Source organism: Ruegeria sp. BHSA163 (genome assembly GCF_059613365.1).
The window spans coordinates 1-18,547 of record NZ_JBXWSJ010000056.1 but is presented as its reverse complement, the minus strand read 5'-3'; the positions used below and the strand labels follow the sequence as shown (position 1 = coordinate 18,547).

Genomic DNA, 18,547 nt, shown 5'->3' with positions numbered 1-18,547 from the left:
TGAATTTGGGAGACAGTTCAGGGTCTGCGTCAGCAATGGCGTGGGCTTTGGCTTTTTTGTTTCGCCCCTTTGGGACAAAAGAGCGGCAAGCACGAACCGATGGGTACTGATATGACCAGCCCAATTTATGCGATTGGCGACATTCACGGCCAATTGGACATGTTGCGGGATGCATTGAATAAGATTGAATTGGACGGCGGCCCAGATGCACGGGTCGTGTTCCTTGGCGATTACGTGGATCGCGGACCGGACAGCCGAGGTGTTCTAGACCTTTTGATTGAGGGAAAGCGCGAGGGGCGGAACTGGGTCATGTTGTTAGGCAACCATGACCGCATGTTTTCGTATTTCATGTGTGATTACCCCGTACACGACGCGCATCTTCTGGTTGGCTATCATTGGTTTCATGAACGACTGGGCGGCATCCAAACAATGGAATCCTACGGCATTAGCGTCTCGGATCAGGATCGTCTGTACGAGGTTCACGCCCGCGCCGTTGAGACAGTACCGCAAGATCACGTAGCATTTCTAAGAGATCTGCCTCTTTATCATCGAGAAGATGAGTTGCTGTTCGTTCACGCAGGAATCCGCCCTGGCGTGGAGCTTGCCGATCAGTCGGAGGAGGACTTAGTTTGGATCCGCCAAGAGTTTTTGGCCAATGCCCGCTCCTATCCATGGCTGGTTGTACATGGGCACACACCGGTTCAAACGGCCGAGCACTACGGAAACCGTGTCAATCTGGACGCCGGGGCGGGCTATGGACGGTTGCTTGCTACAGCAGTGTTCGAGGGGCGAAAATGCTGGCTTCTTACAGAAGCAGGGCGGGTGCCGTTAGAGCCTAGTCCTGTTTAAACAGTTCCTTAAAGTCGTCACGCAGAACATTTTTTTGCACCTTGCCCATTGTGTTACGGGGCAAAGCATCCAGCAGGACTAATTTGCGCGGATGTTTAAAGCGAGCTAGCTGATTTTTTACGGCAGCCAGGACAGAGGTAAGATCAGGTGACTTGCCTGGTTCTGGGACTAGAACGCCGACGGGGGTCTCACCGAAGTCGGGATGAGGAACTCCTATTACGGCACTTTCCAAAACACCCGGTTGATCGTCCAATAATAGCTCGATTTCCTTTGGATATATATTGAAGCCTCCCGAGATGATCAGATCTTTGCCCCGCCCAACAATGTGAACATAACCGTCGTCATCCACGCGGCCCATATCTCCGGTAATGAAAAAGCCATCTTCGCGCAATTCGGCTGCAGTCTTATCCGGCATTTCCCAGTAACCCTGAAAAACATTTGGACCCCGCACCTCGATCACGCCGATTTCCCCTTGAGGGAGTATTGTGCCTGTTTCGGGATCGGTGACCTTCAGTTCGACATCCGGCAACGCAAAGCCAACAGTGCCGGCTCTACGCTCGCCATCATAAGGATTAGAAGTATTCATGTTGGTTTCGGTCATACCATATCGTTCAAGTATCCTATGCCCGGTTCGATCCTCAAACCTTTCATGAGTCTCGGCTAACAATGGTGCGGAACCTGAAATAAACAGCCTCATATCTTTGGCCAGATCGCGCGTGAACCGATCATCCCCAAGAAGCCTGGTGTAGAAGGTCGGTACACCCATCATAGCCGTCGCTTGGGGCATTAGCCGCAAAATGTCGTCCAAATCAAATTTAGGCAGAAAAATCATCGCGCCGCCGGAAGCCAGAACAACATTTGTCGCTACAAACAATCCGTGAGTATGAAATATTGGCAGCGCATGCAGCAATACGTCATTTGGGGTAAACCTCCACTCTTTCTTTAAGGTTTCGGCATTTGACAGCAGATTTGCATGCGTCAACATCGCGCCTTTTGAACGTCCTGTGGTGCCCGAAGTATAAAGCAGCGCGGCAAGATCGTCTGGGTCGCGATTTGCGGGTGCAAAAGCGGGCAGCATGCCAAGTGCCCGTCGCATTAGGCTGCCGGTGCCGTCGCTGTTCAGGGTCTCGACCTTTGCGTTTTGGGCTTGTGCGATCGGCTTCAAATTCTCTCTTTGTGTTTCGTCACACACGACCAAAGACGCGGCGCTGTTTTCGATAAAGTAACTCAACTCAGACGTTGTATAGGCTGTGTTAAGTGGCAAAAAGACTATCCCGGCCTGGGCGCACGCAGCATACACCGCTAGCGCCTCGGGGGATTTTTTGACCTGCACTGCAACGCGATCACCGGGATTTAGTCCTAATCCCGTCAGTGCATTGGCGAGACGAGCAGCGATGTCGAGAAAGTCAGCATGTGTCAGGGTCTGCCCATTCGGAAGAAGCAAAAATGGCGTTTGCTTACCCAAGTGCCTTCCGAACAAGCGGTCATAGAGCGGGTTGCCCATTTTCTATCCTTCCAATCCGAACTGCTGCCCAGCTTTGAAATCTGTATTGGATTGCCCGGTGGGTAAAGCCCTTGAACTGACAAATCTAGAACTGTGTCGTCATTCGATACCCGGCGGCAAAATACATCTTGGCAAAAGTGACCGGTTGGCCTTGCAGCCATGTAATACGTTCGGCCGTGAAGACGGGTTCGTCTTTTGGAAGATCAAGGAAACCGGCCACTGTTTCGTCAGCGCGACTGGCCATGAACGTTAGCTCGACATTGGTAAAAGGCACTGTTTGCACCAGCCATTCGTTTGGGCCGATGCTCTTGAAATCGGCCTGTTCGACCTCTGGAACGCTTTCCACGATAATCCAGCGATCTTCGTATTGATAAGGTGTATTTGTCGAATAGTGCATACAACGCACGTGGGTCGTGGCCTGACCAGGGCGCAGTGCGAGCCGTGCAACAAGCCAGTCTGGTGAGGGAACGGTTTGTGCAGAAACCAGCGCATATCTATAAGCACCGCCCGATGCTTCAACCTCATCCCGGACCATGGGTATAGTGAAATGGGCCTTACGTTGAGGCGCACTCAGTACACGCGTTCCCGCCTTACGCCGACGTTGCAAATACCCTTCTTCGGCCAGTTCTCGCATGGCCCGGTTCACAGTGGTTCTGGTGCACGAGAATTCGAGGGCAAGGTCTTGTTCGCTGGGCAAGAGAGTATCAGGTTGCCACTCGCCCGACTGGATACGGTCCAGTACGGTCTGTTTGATGTACCTGTATCCCGTGGCGTCGTTGGATTTTGTCATTTCGTCTCTAATCCTGATTTTCCACGCGGAATTTATGCAATCAATGTTGCCATTGCGACTTCGTAGGCTGGAACAATCCGGTCGCGGGCAACATGCCTTCCATCTCGTACGACATGACGCCCAGCGGACCAAAGCTCAGATACCAAGCCATCAGGGGCGGAAAAACAGAAGCCGTCCAAGAGATGATTGTCATGCAAGGTCGACAAAGTCGTGTGCGAGCAATCGATCGCAACCAAGTCGGCCAACTTGCCGACCTCGATCTTCCCGGCGTCGCGACCCAGAGCTTGTGCACCACCGCGCGCGGCGCCAGTGTATAGCGATAGCCCAACGGATCCTTCGCCGCTTACCATCACATTGCGAGCCATGTCTCGCAATCGCTGAGAATACTCCAGCGTCCGCAATTCTTCGGGTAATGAAATCCTTACATTAGAGTCTGATCCAACTCCAAATGCCCCGCCAGCGTCGACATAGGTGGCGCCATCAAATATTCCATCGCCCAAATTAGCCTCGGTTATGGGACACAAGCCGGCGACCGCGCCGGAACGCGCCAGTGCCTGTGTTTCGTTGTGGGTCATATGCGTGGCGTGGATGAGACACCAGCGCTCTGTGACATTCACGTTGTTAAGCAGCCAGTCAACGGGACGCTGCCCAAAGGCGTCTTTGACTTGAGCAACTTCTTCGAGTTGCTCTGCAATGTGCATATGGAACGGACCGGCTTTGCAATGGCCCAACAGTTCATTCAAGTCTTCTGGTGTCGTTGCCCGAAGTGAATGCGGTGCGGTTCCCAAAATCGAGTCCATGTGCGGTAATAATCTGCGACACTCGTCCTGCAGGCGCAAATAACTTTCGACGTCATTGCCAAATCGCATTTGGCCGCCAGTCAATTTTTCCTGAGCGACACCGCCGTACGTGTATAGAACAGGTAATAGAGTCAGACCAATGCCGGTTTGGTCAGCTGCTGCACAAATACGTCTGCTTAATTCCGCCCGGTCCTCGTAGGGTTGGCCTCCTGGTTGATGGTGGACATAGTGAAACTCTCCTACCGAAGCGTACCCGGCTTCTTGCATTTCCATAAAAGCTAATGCCGCGACGGACTGAATTTGTTCTGGAGTCATTAGATTCAGAAACTGGTACATGAGTTTCCGCCAGGTCCAGAAGCTTTCCTTGCCAGCGGCGCGAAACTCGGTTCTGCCAGCCATCGCGCGTTGGAATGAATGGCTATGCAGGTTTCCTAATGCCGGCAGTAACAAATCAACACAAATGTCTTCAGGTTGCGCATCGGCTGCGAATTGCAGTCCTGATATCCGCGAACCTTCGATCTTCACCCTCAGATTACGCTCGATTTCAGAGCCTAACAAAGCCTTTTTCGCATAGATCAGCATCAAGTTTCCAATTTGTGTAGACATGAACACTTTATACATATACGAAAAAAATGAACTCGGAGGGAACTAAAAAGATTCGCCATGACGAAAAAACTTGTTCTCCAAAGTGCGAACATTGCGACCATGCAAGACGGCAAGCCATATGGTCTAATTCGAAGCGGATCGATCGCCATCGAAGGCGAACATATAGCCTGGGTCGGAGAAACAACGGACGAGCCGAAACAATATCGAGACTGGCCTCGCGATGATTTTGGAGAGCGGCTGATCTCACCAGGGCTGATCGATGCGCACACCCATGTCATCTATGGGGGGAACCGAGCGCGCGAGTTCGAAATGCGTCTGAACGGTGCAACTTATGAAGAGGTGGCGCGAGCAGGTGGCGGCATATTGTCGACGGTCAAGGCGACACGGTCGGCGACAGAGGACGATTTGCTGACCGACGCGTTACCGCGGGTCGATGCGCTGATCGCAGAAGGCGTGACCTGTATCGAGGTCAAGTCCGGTTACGGGTTAGATAAAGAAACCGAATTGCGAATGCTGCGGGCCGCACGGCGGATCCAACAGGTCAGGCCAGTTCGCATCAAGACTACGTTCCTTGGGGCTCATGCGATTCCACCTGAATACTCCGGCAATGGCGACGCTTATATTGCCGAGAGTTGTATTCCGGCGATGCAAGAAGCCTACGACGAAGGTCTTGTCGATGCCGTTGACGGATTTTGTGAAACTATAGCTTTTACGCCAGAGCAAATTACACATGTATTCGAAGAGGCGTTAAAAATTGGATTACCGATCAAGTTGCACGCTGAACAGTTGTCAAATCTGGGGGGCGCAACACTGGCGGCGTCCTACGGTGCCTTGTCCGCTGATCATCTCGAGTATCTGGATGAGGACGGCGTTTCCGCCATGGCGCGGGCAGGAACGGTTGCGATGCTGTTGCCCGGAGCTTTTTACACATTGCGTGAAACACAATACCCGCCGGTGGAGTTATTTCGAAAGTATAAGGTGCCAATGGCTTTGGCCACGGACTGCAATCCGGGTTCATCTCCTCTGACATCCTTGCTGCTTGTCATGAATATGGGGTGCACTCTGTTTCGTATGACACCAAGCGAGGCCATGGCTGCAGTTACAAGAAACGCCGCGCTGGGTTTAGGTATAATGGATACGGGGGTCATTGCACCAGGGAACCGCGCTGATCTGGCGGTCTGGGATGTAACTGATCCGGCAGAACTTTCCTATCGCGTTGGATTTAACCCTCTGCACAAACGAATTTTTGGAGGCTACGGATGACGGTTCTTTCCCTAGTCCCGGGCAAGGTTTCGTTAAATGAATTGTCTAGCATTTATTGGGACGAAACCGATGTGGAACTTGATCAGGTATGCCGCCCTCAGGTCGAAGGTGCCGCGGCTCGGATCGAGCAGGTGGCTCAGGGGGCTGATCCTGTCTACGGTGTGAACACAGGTTTTGGAAAACTGGCCAGCCATAAGATTGAGCCCCAGGATACATCATCGCTTCAGCGCAATTTGATCCTCAGTCATTGTTGTGGGGTTGGTCCCGCAGTTCCGCGTCGTCTGGCAAGGCTCATGATGTCATTGAAACTTCTTTCCTTTGGTCGCGGTGCTTCGGGCGTCAGGTGGGCGTTAATCAGCCTTTTGGAGCAGATGCTATCCCGAGGGGTCACGCCAGTGATCCCTGCGCAAGGTTCGGTCGGAGCGTCCGGTGACCTCGCGCCGTTGGCTCATATGACTGCAGTGATCATCGGAGAAGGCTTGGCCGAGGTGAACGGCGTCGTGCAAAAGGGTGTCGATTCGCTAAAATCAGTAGGGTTAGAGCCTGTTCAGTTGGGCCCGAAGGAAGGCCTGGCCTTTATCAACGGAACGCAGTTCTCAACTGCTTATGCCCTTGCTGGTTTGTTTGAAAGCTGGCGCGCCGCTCAGAATGCTTTGGTTATTTCGGCTGCTTCGACGGACGCGATAATGGGATCGACGGCCCCCCTGCAACCGGGCATTCACGGCTTGCGTGGACACCGTGGGCAAATCGAAGCTGCCAGTGCCATGCGCGAGGTCCTGCAAGGTTCAGAAATTCGGGAAAGCCACCGAGATGGTGACACGCGTGTCCAAGACCCTTACTGCATCCGATGTCAGCCACAGGTCACTGGCGCAGCCATGGATGTAATCCGGCAAGCTGCAGGGACTTTGGAGATCGAAGCGAACGCCGCAACTGATAATCCGTTGATTTTAAACGAAACGGGCGCGGTGGTTTCGGGTGGGAATTTCCACGCCGAGCCAGTTGGATTTGCTGCAGACATGATTGCGCTGGCTGTCTCTGAGATTGGTGCCATTTCACAAAGACGCACGGCTTTGATGGTCGACCCGGTTCTCAGTTTTGATCTGCCACCGTTTCTGACGCCTGAGCCCGGGTTGAATTCGGGTCTAATGATTGCCGAAGTGACGACTGCGGCGCTAATGAGCGAAAACAAACACCTTGCCAACCCTTGCGTAACTGACAGCACTCCTACCTCGGCGAACCAGGAGGATCACGTGTCAATGGCGGCCCATGGTGCACGGCGTTTGATCCGGATGGTTAAAAACCTGAACCATATCCTGGGGATTGAGTTGTTGTGTGCTGCTCAGGGAATCGAGTTCCGCAAACCTTTGAAATCCAGCAAACCGCTGCAACAGGTAATCACCCGCCTGCGTGAATCCGTTCCGCCTTTGGTTCAAGATCGCTATCTGGCACCCGAGCTTGAGACTGCAAAAGATCTTGTAGCAGGGGGCGAGATACTGCGCGCGGTCAAGGTTAAAATGCCGGAGTTGATCTGATGCAGGTTGTTGATGTCTGCCAAGGAGACGGCCCGATTGTTCTGGCGCAGCCTCATGGAGGAACATTCCTGCCCAAATCTGTTGCAGATCGCCTGAATGACAATGGCAAGGTATTGGCGGACACGGATTGGGAGATAAACAGGCTCTATTCTGGACTATTGCAGAATGCAACAGTGGTTAAATCGAACGTCCACCGATACGTGATCGATGCCAACCGCGACCCAAGCGGAGTGTCATTGTATCCCGGACAAAACACTACGACCCTAGTACCAACGACGGACTTCGATGGTCGATCTATTTGGTTGGACGGTCAGGAGCCGTCTGTGGATGAGATAGAAAATAGGCGGAAACTGTATCATGCGCCCTATCACGAAGCACTGGTCAAAGAGCTTGACCGCGTAAATGCAAGGCATGGGGTTGCATTACTGTACGACTGCCATTCAATCCGCAGCCGCATCCCCTTTCTATTTGATGGAATACTGCCGGACATGAACCTTGGTACGAATGGTGGCGTAACTTGCGCCCCGGAAATCCAGGCTATTGCCCATGAATTTGCTGAATCGTCGCCCTTTTCCACTGTGTTGAACGGGCGTTTTCGAGGCGGTTGGACGACGCGTCACTATGGCCACCCTTCAGATGGCATACATGCAATTCAGATGGAATTGGCCCAGTCCACCTATCTGTCCTCTCAAACACCGCCTTGGGACTATGACAACAAGAAGGCAAGACGGTTGCGCAAGTGGCTGAAAGACATGTTGGAAGCTATCGAAGATACCGTATCGGAGCTGGTAAAATGACCGATCCACGCAAGAATACTCGAGATATTTATCCGCCAACTGGCCCCGGACTGAACGCTAAAAGTTGGGTGACCGAAGCGCCTTTGCGAATGCTCATGAATAATCTGCACCCCGATGTAGCAGAGAACCCGCACGAGTTAGTGGTCTACGGTGGAATTGGGCGCGCTGCGCGGACGTGGAAAGATTTCGACACTATTGTTGCCAGTTTGAAGGACTTGGAGGAGGACGAAACGCTGATCGTTCAGTCGGGTAAGCCGGTTGCGATCATTCGCACCCACAAGGATGCGCCCCGGGTGTTGATTGCAAACTCGAACCTTGTTCCGCATTGGGCGACCTGGGATCATTTTAATGAACTCGATAGAAAGGGCTTAATGATGTACGGCCAGATGACAGCGGGTTCGTGGATTTATATTGGTACGCAGGGCATTGTTCAGGGCACTTATGAGACATTTGCCGAAGCAGGTCGTCAGCACTATGGCGGTGATCTTACCGGTAAATGGATTCTAACTGGAGGCTTGGGTGGCATGGGCGGCGCGCAGCCACTTGCCGCCGTGTTCGCCGGGGCCTGCTGTCTGGCCGTGGAATGCAACCCTGACAGTATCGACTTTCGATTGCGGACGAAATATCTGGATGAAAAGGCTGAAACGCTCGATGAAGCGCTTGCGATGATTGATCGCTGGACCAAAGCAGGACAAGCGAAGTCCGTTGGTTTACTGGGTAATGCAGCTGAGGTGTTCCCTGCGATTTACAGGCGCATGCAGGCCGGAGGAATGCGCCCAGATATTGTTACTGATCAGACCAGCGCACATGATCCTATCAATGGATATCTTCCGCTTGGTTGGTCAATGGCTGAGTGGCGCGCAAAGCGAGAATCAGAGCCTAAATCTGTCGAAAAGGCCGCCCGCTCTTCAATGAAACAGCACGTTGCAGCCATGGTGGACTTCTGGAACGCAGGGGTTCCAACGCTGGACTACGGAAACAATATCCGGCAGGTGGCGCAGGATGAAGGGCTTGAAAACGCCTTTGCCTTTCCCGGTTTCGTCCCGGCTTATATCCGTCCGTTGTTCTGCAAAGGTATTGGTCCGTTCCGTTGGTGCGCACTATCAGGTGATCCCGAGGACATCTACAAAACCGACGCAAAGATGAAGGAACTTTTCCCCGAGAATGAGCACCTGCACCGCTGGCTGGACATGGCGCAAGAGCGTATAGCATTTCAGGGATTGCCTGCCCGTATTTGCTGGATCGGATTGGGCGACAGACATCGTGCAGGGCTTGCGTTCAACGAGATGGTCGCAAACGGAGAGTTAAAGGCACCTGTGGTCATTGGGCGTGATCATTTAGATTCCGGCTCGGTCGCCAGCCCCAATCGCGAAACTGAGGCGATGTTGGATGGGTCGGATGCAGTTTCTGACTGGCCACTTTTGAACGCCTTGATCAACACTGCAAGTGGCGCGACATGGGTCTCTCTACACCATGGCGGTGGGGTTGGGATGGGATTTAGTCAGCATGCGGGCGTCGTAATCTGCGCGGACGGAACAGAGGATGCAGCACGGCGACTTGAGCGAGTTTTATGGAATGATCCGGCCTCGGGCGTTTGGCGCCACGCCGATGCGGGTTATGAGATCGCCAAAGATTGTGCGAACGAATATGGTTTGCGCCTTCCAGGTATTCTAGGCTGATACGGATCAAACTGGCTCTGGCGAAAATGCTGCGCCTGCGATATGCGCAGTTCAACTTGCCGGAGACCGAATATGTATGTTGCAACCCTGTTGACCAACCCCGGAGCGCCAACGCTGGAACTGTCGCTGGTTGAATCCTTGCGTAACGCATGGGGTGGGGGCGAGATCGTTTGGCTTGGTTCCGATGAGGCGGCTGAGTTTTCCCTGCAGGAAGCTCCCGGCAATCTGTGGAATGTTTGGGCTGAATTGCAAGGAATGGATGTAGACCTGATTGTGCAACCTGTTGAAGCGCGGCGCAAAAAGATGCTGTTGGCTGATATGGACAGTACAATGATACAGCAGGAATGCATTGACGAGCTTGCGGATGAGGCCGGGGTTGGCGCGCGGGTGAAAGACATAACCGCACGTGCAATGAACGGCGAACTGGACTTTGAGGGCGCACTGGTTGAAAGGGTGGGCCTTTTAAAAGGTTTAGACGAAGGCGTGATAAGCAAAGTCTTGAATGAACGGATCAAATTGATGCCAGGCGGTAGGAAGCTATTGAACACGATGCGCTCAAACGGCGCGTATGCAGTTTTGGTTTCTGGTGGCTTTACCGCGTTTACTGAGCGGGTGGCGGAAATGCTTGGGTTTGATGAGAACCGCGCTAATACCTTGTTGGCTGAACGAGGAAAACTGACAGGCGACGTCAAAAGACCAATCCTTGGTCGTCAGGCCAAAATCGAGGCTTTGGAAAGTGTTACCAATCGTCTGGGGATTTCAGAAGCAGACGTGATTGCAGTAGGCGACGGCGCCAACGATCTGGGAATGCTAGGCAGAGCCGGGACAGGCGTGGCCTTGCACGCCAAACCCTCGGTCGCGGAAAAATGCAGTATTAGGGTTAATCACGGAGACCTGACGGCCTTATTGTATATTCAGGGCTATAGTCGTTCGGAATTTGCGGTCGCCTAAAGGTCTTTCCTTTATTTAACTTTTGTGTTAAATAAAGTGGCATGAACACAGTTATAAATGCTTTTTCTGCTTTATCCGATTCCACTCGGTTCTCGATTGTTGAGCAACTGATGCAAGACGGAGAGCTGCCGGCAGGTGACCTGATCCTAGGTCGCGGCATGTCGGGCGCTGCAATCTCGCGCCACCTGAAGGTGCTGCGCGAGGCAGGTCTGGTGCAACAGCGCGTACATGGCACCCAAAGGATGTATTCGATTCAGCCTGAGGGACTGCGTGCAATTGCCGAATGGACCATATCGAAACGTCAGTTCTGGGAAGGCAGTCTAGACCGCCTTGGCGATATTCTTGAAAGGGAGAATTCATGGCCAACCTGAAGCTCGAACGGGAGTTTCCCGTAAATGCGGATACCTTGTTCGCGTGGCTCACCGACGGAGCAAAGCTTTTGCAGTGGTGGGGACCCGAAGGAATGCACGTAACCGAGAATAAGCTGGACTTCTCGCGCCTTGGACCTTGGTACTCGGTCATCGAGAATAGCGAAGGACAGAAGTACAAAGTTTCAGGTCATGTAACACATATTGATGTACCCAATTCGGTTGGCTTCACTTGGGCTTGGCATGATGATGAAGACACACGCGGGAATGAAAGCCACGTAATTTTTACTGTCACGACAACAGCTAGTGGATCACGACTGGTTCTGGATCATCGTGAGTTGGCAGATGCCGAAGCTGCAACGAACCATGAACAAGGCTGGACGTCTTCGCTGCGCAAACTCGAAGCGCGTTGTAAATAGATTTTCATTAGGGAGGAGCAAAATGCCCCAATATTTATTTGTATATCATGGCGGTCACACCCCAACCGACCCCGCAGAAATAGAAGCGACCATGGCCGCGTGGGGCGCATGGTTCCAAGGAATGGGCGATGCGTTAGAAATCCCTGGTAACCCAGTAGGCCAATCCTATACCGTTAGCTCTGGAGGTGTCATCGACAACGGAGGTGCAAACCCGGCCTCAGGCTTCACTGTCATCAAAGCCGATAGCATTGATGCTGCGACCGAAATGGCAAAAGGCTGTCCGATGGTTGTGAACGGTTCAGGCTCTGTCGAAGTAGCGGAAGTACACGAAATGTAAAACCCGGTCAGTCGGGGAAACCCGGAGCCGGTTTAAGTATACCGCATTCCAGCCCTCGTCGGCTGTACTGCGTAGCATTCATGAACTTGCGGGTGGCCGGGTGATCGGCCTCCAGCACCCCGAGGTTCACTAAAATGGCAGCGATGGCGCATTCGCTGGCGCGTGTGGCTCCATCGGCGATCTTCAAGGCCACGCCCAATCGTCTTTCCGGGATGATGGCCACAAAAACGGCTTCAGCCCCTGTTTTAATGGCCGCGCGCCCGTCCATTGCGCGCATCAGTTCTGTGCATGCGCGTGTCTCGCCCGCTACCAATTCAGGGTGTTTCACCATGGCTGCGGTTAATTGCAGCGCTGCATCGCTTGCCCGGTCTGACCGATCTGCGGCCGAGGCAAACCAAGCCATTGATCGTGCCAATCCAGCCAGCGAAACAGAAAAATTCGGTGCAGAACAACCATCAATTCCGTAACCCCGGCTCGTTTCGCCGGCAGTCTCTTCCAAGGCTGACAAACAGGCCTGCTGTACCGGATGATCAATTTCAAGGTATTCCGGTCCTGCACCCATGTGTTGGGACAGTGTAAGAAACCCACAGTGCTTTCCCGAGCAATTGTTGTGAATTTGACAGGGGGTATCGTCGGCTAAGATTAACCCATCTCTTGCCGCCATATCCTGCGGCTCTTGCGGTCCGCAGCGCAGATCGGGCTCAGCCAGACCCAAATGATCCAACCAAGCATATACACGATCTGTGTGAATGGCAGCCCCGCTGTGCGACGCGCAAGCCAACGCAAGATGTTCGCTGGTCAATCCGAACTTTGCCGCAGCCCCTGACGTGATCAGGGGCAATGCCTGTATCATCTTCGCAGAGGACCTAGGATAGACAACAGCCTCGGGATTTCCCCAACTACGCACGATCCGACCAACGTCATCACAAATCACTGCGTGGCCCAAGTGTAGACTTTCCAACATCGGTCCGCGCCAAAGTTCAGTCATCGGTACGGGTTGCGTCATCTGGACCTCCGGAATAATGCGCAAAATTCTGCCAATCGCCCTTTCGCCTGTGGCGAAACCTGCGTTAGTGTGTGTATGTCGGCAATCATCGGGATGCGCAACGTAGTACAGACGAACCGAAAGGGTTCGCAGCCATCTTAGATGTACGTGGGGTATTGGTCGAGCTAGGAGGCTGGACAGATGGGATCAAAACTCGCCTTTGTATTTGCGGGATTGTGCATGGCAGGGATGGCGACAACGGCCATTGCGCAACAAGCAACGAGCACCAATCGAGTTGCGGCAAAGACTGATTGGAGCGTTTTTGTAGAGGATGATCCAACGGAATGCTGGAGCGTTTCAGCCCCCAAGGAAACTGTTAACACCCGTGGCGGTCGGGTTGTTTCAGTGCGTCGCAGCGACATACTTTTGTTCGTGTTCTACCGCCCCAATGCCGAGGTCAAAGGTCAAGTGACTTTTACCGGCGGTTATCCTTTCGCATCCGGTTCCACCGTTAACCTGGTTGTCGACGGTAGCGAATTCGAGCTATTCACTGACGGTGAATGGGCTTGGCCGGCAACCGCTGCCGATGATGCCAAGATTGTCACGGCAATGAAGCGTGGGACCGAAGCGGTGTTGACCGCGCGTTCAGAACGCGGAACGCAGACCAAGGACACCTTCTCTTTGTTGGGCTTCACCGCTGCGATTGAAGATGCCGAGAAGCGCTGCACCAACTAATGATCAACTTCAGCTAAACACAGTCCAGCCACTTTTTGGGGCCTATTGGTGTATGGTTTGAGCACGCTTCCACTTTTAGGTACGTCCGACGTCAAATTTGATCCTCGTCAAAGCAAGTGGTCCTATTGTCTGAACTAATCGGTTCAAGAGCTGGGAAGGAGCTTGCAAATGCTGAACAAAACTCTTGCTGCGTTATTAATGATTTCTGCTCTATTGCTGGGCGCTTGCGAAAAAGAAAGTGAAACTTACCCTGTCACCGGCGAGCAATGCGGGCCGGAAGACCCCGTACAGACCCTGGACGCTGCAGACTGTGATATCCTGCCAGCAGGCGTCTGATCAGCAACCTTATCACACGTCTCTGACCGGAGAGTGCAGAAGATCCCGGTCGCAAAGGAGCAATCCTTGCGACCGAACTTCAATTGGGATTATGGATTAACGCGTGCTATCGTAGATTTGATTCAAGCGTCTTTTAGCAGGTATAGAAAATGCGGCACGTTTTTTTGGTATTGCTTATTACGTCACCTGCGTTGGCTGACCCCACCTTAGAATGTGCGGACGCAAGTTCGCAGGTCGAAATCGGGTCTTGCGTTGGAGAGACGGAAGAACGTGTCAACCAAGCGATGGAAGCTAGTTATGGGCTTGCTATCCGGGCGGCTAAAGAGTTGGACGACGTAACAGGTCGTGTTGAAGCCCAGCCAGCATTGGAAGCTTCACAAAGCGCTTGGGCTGGTTACCGGGATGCTCAGTGCGACGCCGTAGGAGCATCGTATGGAGGCGGATCAGGCACCGGCATAGCGATTACATCCTGCCGGATCGATCTAGGCCGAGCGCGAGTGGACGAATTGCTGCGTTTCGCGAACTAGGGCGAACGAATACTTTTGATCTTTGAGAATGTTCCTATATAGAGGCGCATCCCGATCCAGAATACCTGAGATACGCCCATGTCGCCCAAAGCGCCGATCACTCAAGACGTTATGACAATCCCTCGCAAACTGCCTGAGGGAAAGATCAACCTCGTTGGTCTGACCCGAGCACGTTTACGCGAGGTACTGATTGAGCATGGTACACCAGAAAAACAAGCCAAGATGCGCACGGGCCAAATCTGGCAGTGGATATATCAATGGGGCGTGCGCAATTTTGCCGAAATGACAAACCTCGCCAAATCATATCGGGCGCGACTGGCCGAAAACTTCGTCATTGAAATTCCAGAAGTTGTTACGCGGCAGATCTCCGAGGATGGCACCCGCAAATACTTGGTTCGTATTGCCGGTGGGCACGAAGTCGAGGTTGTCTATATCCCGGAGGAAGATAGGGGTACGTTGTGCATTTCGTCCCAAGTGGGCTGCACGCTAACATGTTCCTTTTGCCATACCGGAACGCAGAAGCTGGTACGCAACCTGACGGCGGCCGAAATCGTCGGTCAGGTAATGATGGCGCGCGATGATCTTCAGGAATGGCCAACCCCCGGCGCGCCAAAGGATGAAACGCGTCTGCTTTCGAATATCGTTTTGATGGGGATGGGTGAACCACTTTACAACTTCGAAAACGTCCGCGACGCAATGAAGATTGCAATGGACCCCGAGGGGATTTCTCTGTCCCGCCGCCGGATCACTCTTTCAACCTCGGGCGTTGTGCCTGAAATAGCACGTACTGCGGAAGAAATAGGTTGCCTGCTGGCGATCTCGTTTCACGCTACTACAGATGAAACACGCGACGTACTGGTCCCGATCAACAAGCGCTGGAATATCGAAGAATTACTGCAAGCATTGGCGAGTTATCCAAATGCATCGAATTCGGAACGGATCACTTTTGAATACGTGATGCTGGATGGCGTCAATGATAGCGATGAGGACGCTCATCGTCTGATTGATCATATCAGACGCCATGACATCCCTGCCAAAATAAACTTAATCCCGTTTAACGAATGGCCCGGTGCCCCTTACAAGCGAAGCTCGAATAACCGCATTCGGGCCTTCGCCAACATAATTTATCAGGCGGGCTATGCGTCACCTATCCGCAAAACCCGTGGCCAGGATATCATGGCAGCCTGCGGCCAGTTGAAGTCGGCGACTGAACGGGCGCGTAAATCGCGAAAGCAGATCGAGGCTGAGGCAGGAATGAACGGTTAGACCTTCACGAAAGTCGTCAAACTTTAATATTTGGTTGGTGTTTTTGCATGCAAAATTTGTTATGTATGAACAAACTCGACCTCTGGTAATGTTGAGTAACTTTATGCCCAAGGTTGCTGACCTGCCAGAAAGAGTCTGGCGAATTTATTCAAGGCCGCTGCCATTTTTGTAAGAAAGCGGCGTTTAGGCAAACTGATCATTCAGGTGGGCCAGCACAATGATTACGAGACACATGCGATTTATAGGGGCCATAGGTGGGTTGACGCTCTGCACCCTGTTCTTGACGCTTGGCGTTGCGCAGACAACAGATCAAGATGCGCATTTGGCTATCGAGAATCCTGCGGATTTATCCAAGGAAGACGCTCTTGAGCATTATATGTCATTGTCCCGCCGGATGGACCGGGGATATGCGGCGGCACAGCTCGACTTGCTCTTAAATTATCAGGCATGGCCACTTTTTAACGATGCGCCTTATATCTCGGCTACGCATGGGCAGAGATATGTAAACAGCTACGCAAACCGCATGGCGCACAACTATGGTACTTTGCAGGAGGGCGAGGTTTTGCCCGTGGGATCCGTATTAGCCAAGGACAGCATGACTGTAACAGACGAAGGCCATGTCCACCCCGGAGCAATGTTTGTGATGGAGAAATTGGCGGCAGGTGCCAGCCCGGACACTGCGGATTGGAGATACATCATGGTAATGCCGGACGGGTCGTTATTCGGTGACACGATGGGAAGCCGCGCCGAGGCGGTGGCTTATTGCCATGATTGCCATGAAGCAGTCGCCGACCGAGACTACACTTTTTACGTGCCCGAAGAATACCGTGTCGGCAACTGATCCAGGCTCAATTGAAAAGGTTGCTTGGATGACGGCTTCGCCGCGCGGTCGAAGTTCGTCTTTGTGTTAACTTTGAAGAATTTTCCTAGCTCGGATTATCTTTGCTGGAACCGTGCAGTGCCTATAATTTCGATCATTTTTTTGCGTACCGGCTCTGGCTGCGCATCGACAGCATTAAGAACTTCGCGCAATTCTGCGCGCAAACAGTGCATTTGGTCGATTAGCGAGATCATCATCGACAAGGCGTCCGATTCCATGTCGTATTGGTCATGCAACTCGCAGGCCAGCTCTAAACGTGCCACGTCGATAGTTTGGTAAACCAGCCCTTGTTCAGACTGTTCCGGGATTACAATCTCGGCTGCTAAATATTCACTCAACCGGTCCGACGTCAGGCGCGCGATGGCCCCAAGCAATTCGTCCTCTGTCAGCGTGCGGGTCATGATGGCATCCCCTTGCGTGGATCATAGCGGTGGGATTCACGCCATGTTTCCATGAATTGTTTCAGCGCGTCGTCGATTTTCTCCGGCATGGCGACAGTAAGTTCTATAAGCTGATCGCCACGGTCGGAAGATCCGCGTTTCTTCACGCCTTTGCCGCGCAACCGCAGGGTTTTACCACTGCTAGTGCCGGCCGGGACAGTAACGTTAACACCCCCATCTATCGTGGGTGCTTGCACCTTTCCGCCCAGAACCGCTTCATCAATTGTGATGGGCAAAGTGATATGGATATCGTCGCCCTGGCGGTCAAAAACCGGATGCTCGGTCACGGAAATGGTTACCAGTGCATCTCCGGGAGGGCCTTCGCCAAAACCGGGGGCACCCTTGCCACGCAGTCGAATTGTTTGTCCGCTGGTGATCCCGGCGGGGATCTTAACCTCAATTCGGTCGCCGTCTGGTAAAGTCAGTTTTTGGCTTGCGCCAAAGACCGCATCTAAAAAGCTGATCTGCAGAGTATAACTGCGATTGTGTCCGGGGGCGTGGAATTCATGTGTCCTTTGCTGGCCATAGCCTCCTTGCCCACGCATAAATTCGGCAAAAATGTCAGACATGTCGTCTGGATCGCCATAGTGGGCACCAGAACGATAAGGATTTCCCGCAGCCTCGGCGTAATCGCGGTAATACTGTTGCTGCGGGCGTTCCTGTCCAGAAGCATCGATCTCGCCGTTATCATAACGCGCGCGTGTTTCGGGGTCTTTCAGCAGATCGTAGGCCGCTGCAGCAGCTTTGAATTTCGCCTCAGCCTCTGAATCACCGGGCTTGAGATCGGGATGGCAATCCTTAGCAATACGCCGATATGCTTTTTTTATTTCGGCGTCACTGGCATCTTTCGAGACACCAAGAACAGAGTAGGGATCGTCGCTCATCTCACTCTCGCGCATCAGGGTCAGGGCAAGGCAGGTTTTAATGAAGGTGTTTTATCACGTGATTTCAACAGGTCAAAGTTAGTGGAGCCCTGAAATTCCTCGCCAAATTCGAATTGATTGATAATATCTGCATAACTTGAGACGTTGAAACGAAAGAGGTCCTCGAAATGTCGCGCAGAATTAAGTCCGCTCTGGCCTTGCTGGCCGGTAATGCAATTGGATTGCTGCTGGCCTCGGTGCTGCTGACTGGTTTCTCAATCCAACCGATATCATTTATCGTGGTGGTAATTGTTTTTACACTTGTTCAGGTTGTGGCTGAACCTTTGATATTGAAGCTTGGCGAAAAGAAAGCTCCGGCGCTCAAGGGTGGTATAGCATTGATAGTGACGTTTGTCGGCTTATTGGCAACTGACTTGATCACTGCAGGGCTGACCGTTGGCGGGCTTTCCAACCTGTTGGCCGCTACACTGTTAGTCTGGTTGGGCGCATTGGTAGCCAGTGTAGTTTTGCCGATCTATGTGTTCAAAGAATTGCGTGAGCCCAAGAAATAGTCACGACGAATTCAGGCTGGCCTCGATAGCTTGCCAAAGTTCTTCGAC

The 18,547-nt window shown here is 52.7% G+C and carries 21 protein-coding genes; 15 read left to right on the top strand and 6 right to left on the bottom strand.

Going from position 1 to position 18,547, the window contains the following annotated elements; all coding sequences use genetic code 11:
* Positions 1-111: 111 nt before the first annotated feature.
* Positions 112-849, top strand: a complete 738-nt coding sequence (locus tag AC2FNV_RS19595; protein WP_170603115.1) for a metallophosphoesterase family protein — start codon at positions 112-114, stop codon at positions 847-849.
* On the opposite strand, the gene AC2FNV_RS19590 is transcribed toward AC2FNV_RS19595, so the two are convergent.
* The 3 genes from AC2FNV_RS19590 to AC2FNV_RS19580 all read right to left on the bottom strand — a co-directional run bounded on the left by AC2FNV_RS19590 (position 836) and on the right by AC2FNV_RS19580 (position 4,549).
* On the bottom strand, positions 836-2,353 hold the full coding sequence (locus AC2FNV_RS19590; protein ID WP_170603117.1) for a malonate--CoA ligase: 1,518 nt from the start codon (positions 2,351-2,353) through the stop codon (positions 836-838). The genes AC2FNV_RS19595 and AC2FNV_RS19590 overlap by 14 nt on opposite strands.
* Positions 2,354-2,438: 85 nt before the next feature.
* A complete protein-coding gene (hutC, locus tag AC2FNV_RS19585) occupies positions 2,439-3,143 on the bottom strand; it encodes a histidine utilization transcriptional repressor HutC (protein ID WP_170603120.1) in 705 nt (234 codons plus the stop codon).
* Positions 3,144-3,175: 32 nt separating this feature from the next.
* The gene (locus AC2FNV_RS19580; protein WP_437436816.1) at positions 3,176-4,549 is read right to left on the bottom strand and encodes a formimidoylglutamate deiminase; all 1,374 of its coding nucleotides are present in this window, start codon (positions 4,547-4,549) and stop codon (positions 3,176-3,178) included.
* 57 nt (positions 4,550-4,606) lie between these two features.
* Between AC2FNV_RS19580 and hutI the strand changes: the two genes are divergently transcribed.
* From hutI to AC2FNV_RS19540, 8 genes are all read left to right on the top strand, one after another.
* Positions 4,607-5,812 (top strand): imidazolonepropionase, encoded by a 1,206-nt coding sequence (gene hutI / locus AC2FNV_RS19575; RefSeq protein ID WP_170603122.1) that lies wholly within the window; start codon positions 4,607-4,609, stop codon positions 5,810-5,812.
* Positions 5,809-7,344 (top strand): histidine ammonia-lyase, encoded by a 1,536-nt coding sequence (gene hutH / locus AC2FNV_RS19570; protein WP_170610539.1) that lies wholly within the window; start codon positions 5,809-5,811, stop codon positions 7,342-7,344. Before hutI ends, hutH begins: the two co-directional genes overlap by 4 nt.
* Entirely contained in the window at positions 7,344-8,141 is a 798-nt protein-coding gene (hutG, locus tag AC2FNV_RS19565; protein ID WP_170603126.1) for an N-formylglutamate deformylase, read from the top strand. Before hutH ends, hutG begins: the two co-directional genes overlap by 1 nt.
* Positions 8,138-9,820: a urocanate hydratase gene (hutU, locus tag AC2FNV_RS19560; RefSeq protein ID WP_170479378.1), complete on the top strand. Its 1,683-nt coding sequence runs from the start codon at positions 8,138-8,140 to the stop codon at positions 9,818-9,820. The genes hutG and hutU overlap by 4 nt, the downstream gene beginning before the upstream one ends.
* Before the next feature lie 72 nt (positions 9,821-9,892).
* Positions 9,893-10,771 (top strand): phosphoserine phosphatase SerB, encoded by an 879-nt coding sequence (gene serB, locus AC2FNV_RS19555; protein ID WP_170603128.1) that lies wholly within the window; start codon positions 9,893-9,895, stop codon positions 10,769-10,771.
* 41 nt (positions 10,772-10,812) lie between these two features.
* A complete protein-coding gene (locus AC2FNV_RS19550; protein ID WP_170479375.1) occupies positions 10,813-11,142 on the top strand; it encodes an ArsR/SmtB family transcription factor in 330 nt (109 codons plus the stop codon).
* Positions 11,130-11,558, top strand: coding sequence for an SRPBCC family protein (locus AC2FNV_RS19545; RefSeq protein ID WP_170603130.1), 429 nt, complete (start codon positions 11,130-11,132; stop codon positions 11,556-11,558). The genes AC2FNV_RS19550 and AC2FNV_RS19545 overlap by 13 nt, the downstream gene beginning before the upstream one ends.
* 22 nt (positions 11,559-11,580) lie before the next feature.
* Positions 11,581-11,895 carry a YciI family protein gene (locus tag AC2FNV_RS19540; protein WP_170479371.1) on the top strand — a complete coding sequence of 105 codons (315 nt, stop codon included), beginning with the start codon at positions 11,581-11,583 and terminating at the stop codon, positions 11,893-11,895.
* 7 nt (positions 11,896-11,902) lie between these two features.
* On the opposite strand, the gene AC2FNV_RS19535 is transcribed toward AC2FNV_RS19540, so the two are convergent.
* Entirely contained in the window at positions 11,903-12,901 is a 999-nt protein-coding gene (locus AC2FNV_RS19535; RefSeq protein ID WP_170479369.1) for an asparaginase, read from the bottom strand.
* 180 nt (positions 12,902-13,081) lie between these two features.
* Here AC2FNV_RS19535 and AC2FNV_RS19530 point away from each other — a divergent pair, with 180 nt between their 5' ends.
* The 5 genes from AC2FNV_RS19530 (at position 13,082) to AC2FNV_RS19510 (ending at position 16,585) form a co-directional block, all read left to right on the top strand.
* Complete coding sequence (locus AC2FNV_RS19530) at positions 13,082-13,615, top strand: invasion associated locus B family protein (protein WP_170479367.1); 534 nt, start codon at positions 13,082-13,084, stop codon at positions 13,613-13,615.
* Positions 13,616-13,783: 168 nt separating this feature from the next.
* Positions 13,784-13,951 carry a hypothetical protein gene (locus tag AC2FNV_RS19525; RefSeq protein ID WP_170479366.1) on the top strand — a complete coding sequence of 56 codons (168 nt, stop codon included), beginning with the start codon at positions 13,784-13,786 and terminating at the stop codon, positions 13,949-13,951.
* 149 nt (positions 13,952-14,100) lie between these two features.
* Positions 14,101-14,478: a lysozyme inhibitor LprI family protein gene (locus tag AC2FNV_RS19520; protein WP_170603132.1), complete on the top strand. Its 378-nt coding sequence runs from the start codon at positions 14,101-14,103 to the stop codon at positions 14,476-14,478.
* 78 nt (positions 14,479-14,556) lie between these two features.
* The gene (rlmN, locus tag AC2FNV_RS19515) at positions 14,557-15,744 is read left to right on the top strand and encodes a dual-specificity RNA methyltransferase RlmN (RefSeq protein WP_170603134.1); all 1,188 of its coding nucleotides are present in this window, start codon (positions 14,557-14,559) and stop codon (positions 15,742-15,744) included.
* A gap of 217 nt (positions 15,745-15,961) precedes the next feature.
* On the top strand, positions 15,962-16,585 hold the full coding sequence (locus AC2FNV_RS19510; RefSeq protein WP_170603136.1) for a cytochrome P460 family protein: 624 nt from the start codon (positions 15,962-15,964) through the stop codon (positions 16,583-16,585).
* 95 nt (positions 16,586-16,680) lie between these two features.
* On the opposite strand, the gene AC2FNV_RS19505 is transcribed toward AC2FNV_RS19510, so the two are convergent.
* Positions 16,681-17,025 (bottom strand): hypothetical protein, encoded by a 345-nt coding sequence (locus tag AC2FNV_RS19505; RefSeq protein ID WP_170603138.1) that lies wholly within the window; start codon positions 17,023-17,025, stop codon positions 16,681-16,683.
* Positions 17,022-17,948, bottom strand: coding sequence for a DnaJ C-terminal domain-containing protein (locus AC2FNV_RS19500; RefSeq protein ID WP_170603140.1), 927 nt, complete (start codon positions 17,946-17,948; stop codon positions 17,022-17,024). Before AC2FNV_RS19500 ends, AC2FNV_RS19505 begins: the two co-directional genes overlap by 4 nt.
* A 167-nt stretch (positions 17,949-18,115) precedes the next feature.
* Between AC2FNV_RS19500 and AC2FNV_RS19495 the strand changes: the two genes are divergently transcribed.
* Positions 18,116-18,499, top strand: a complete 384-nt coding sequence (locus AC2FNV_RS19495; protein WP_170603142.1) for a hypothetical protein — start codon at positions 18,116-18,118, stop codon at positions 18,497-18,499.
* The last annotated feature ends 48 nt before the right edge of the window (positions 18,500-18,547 follow it).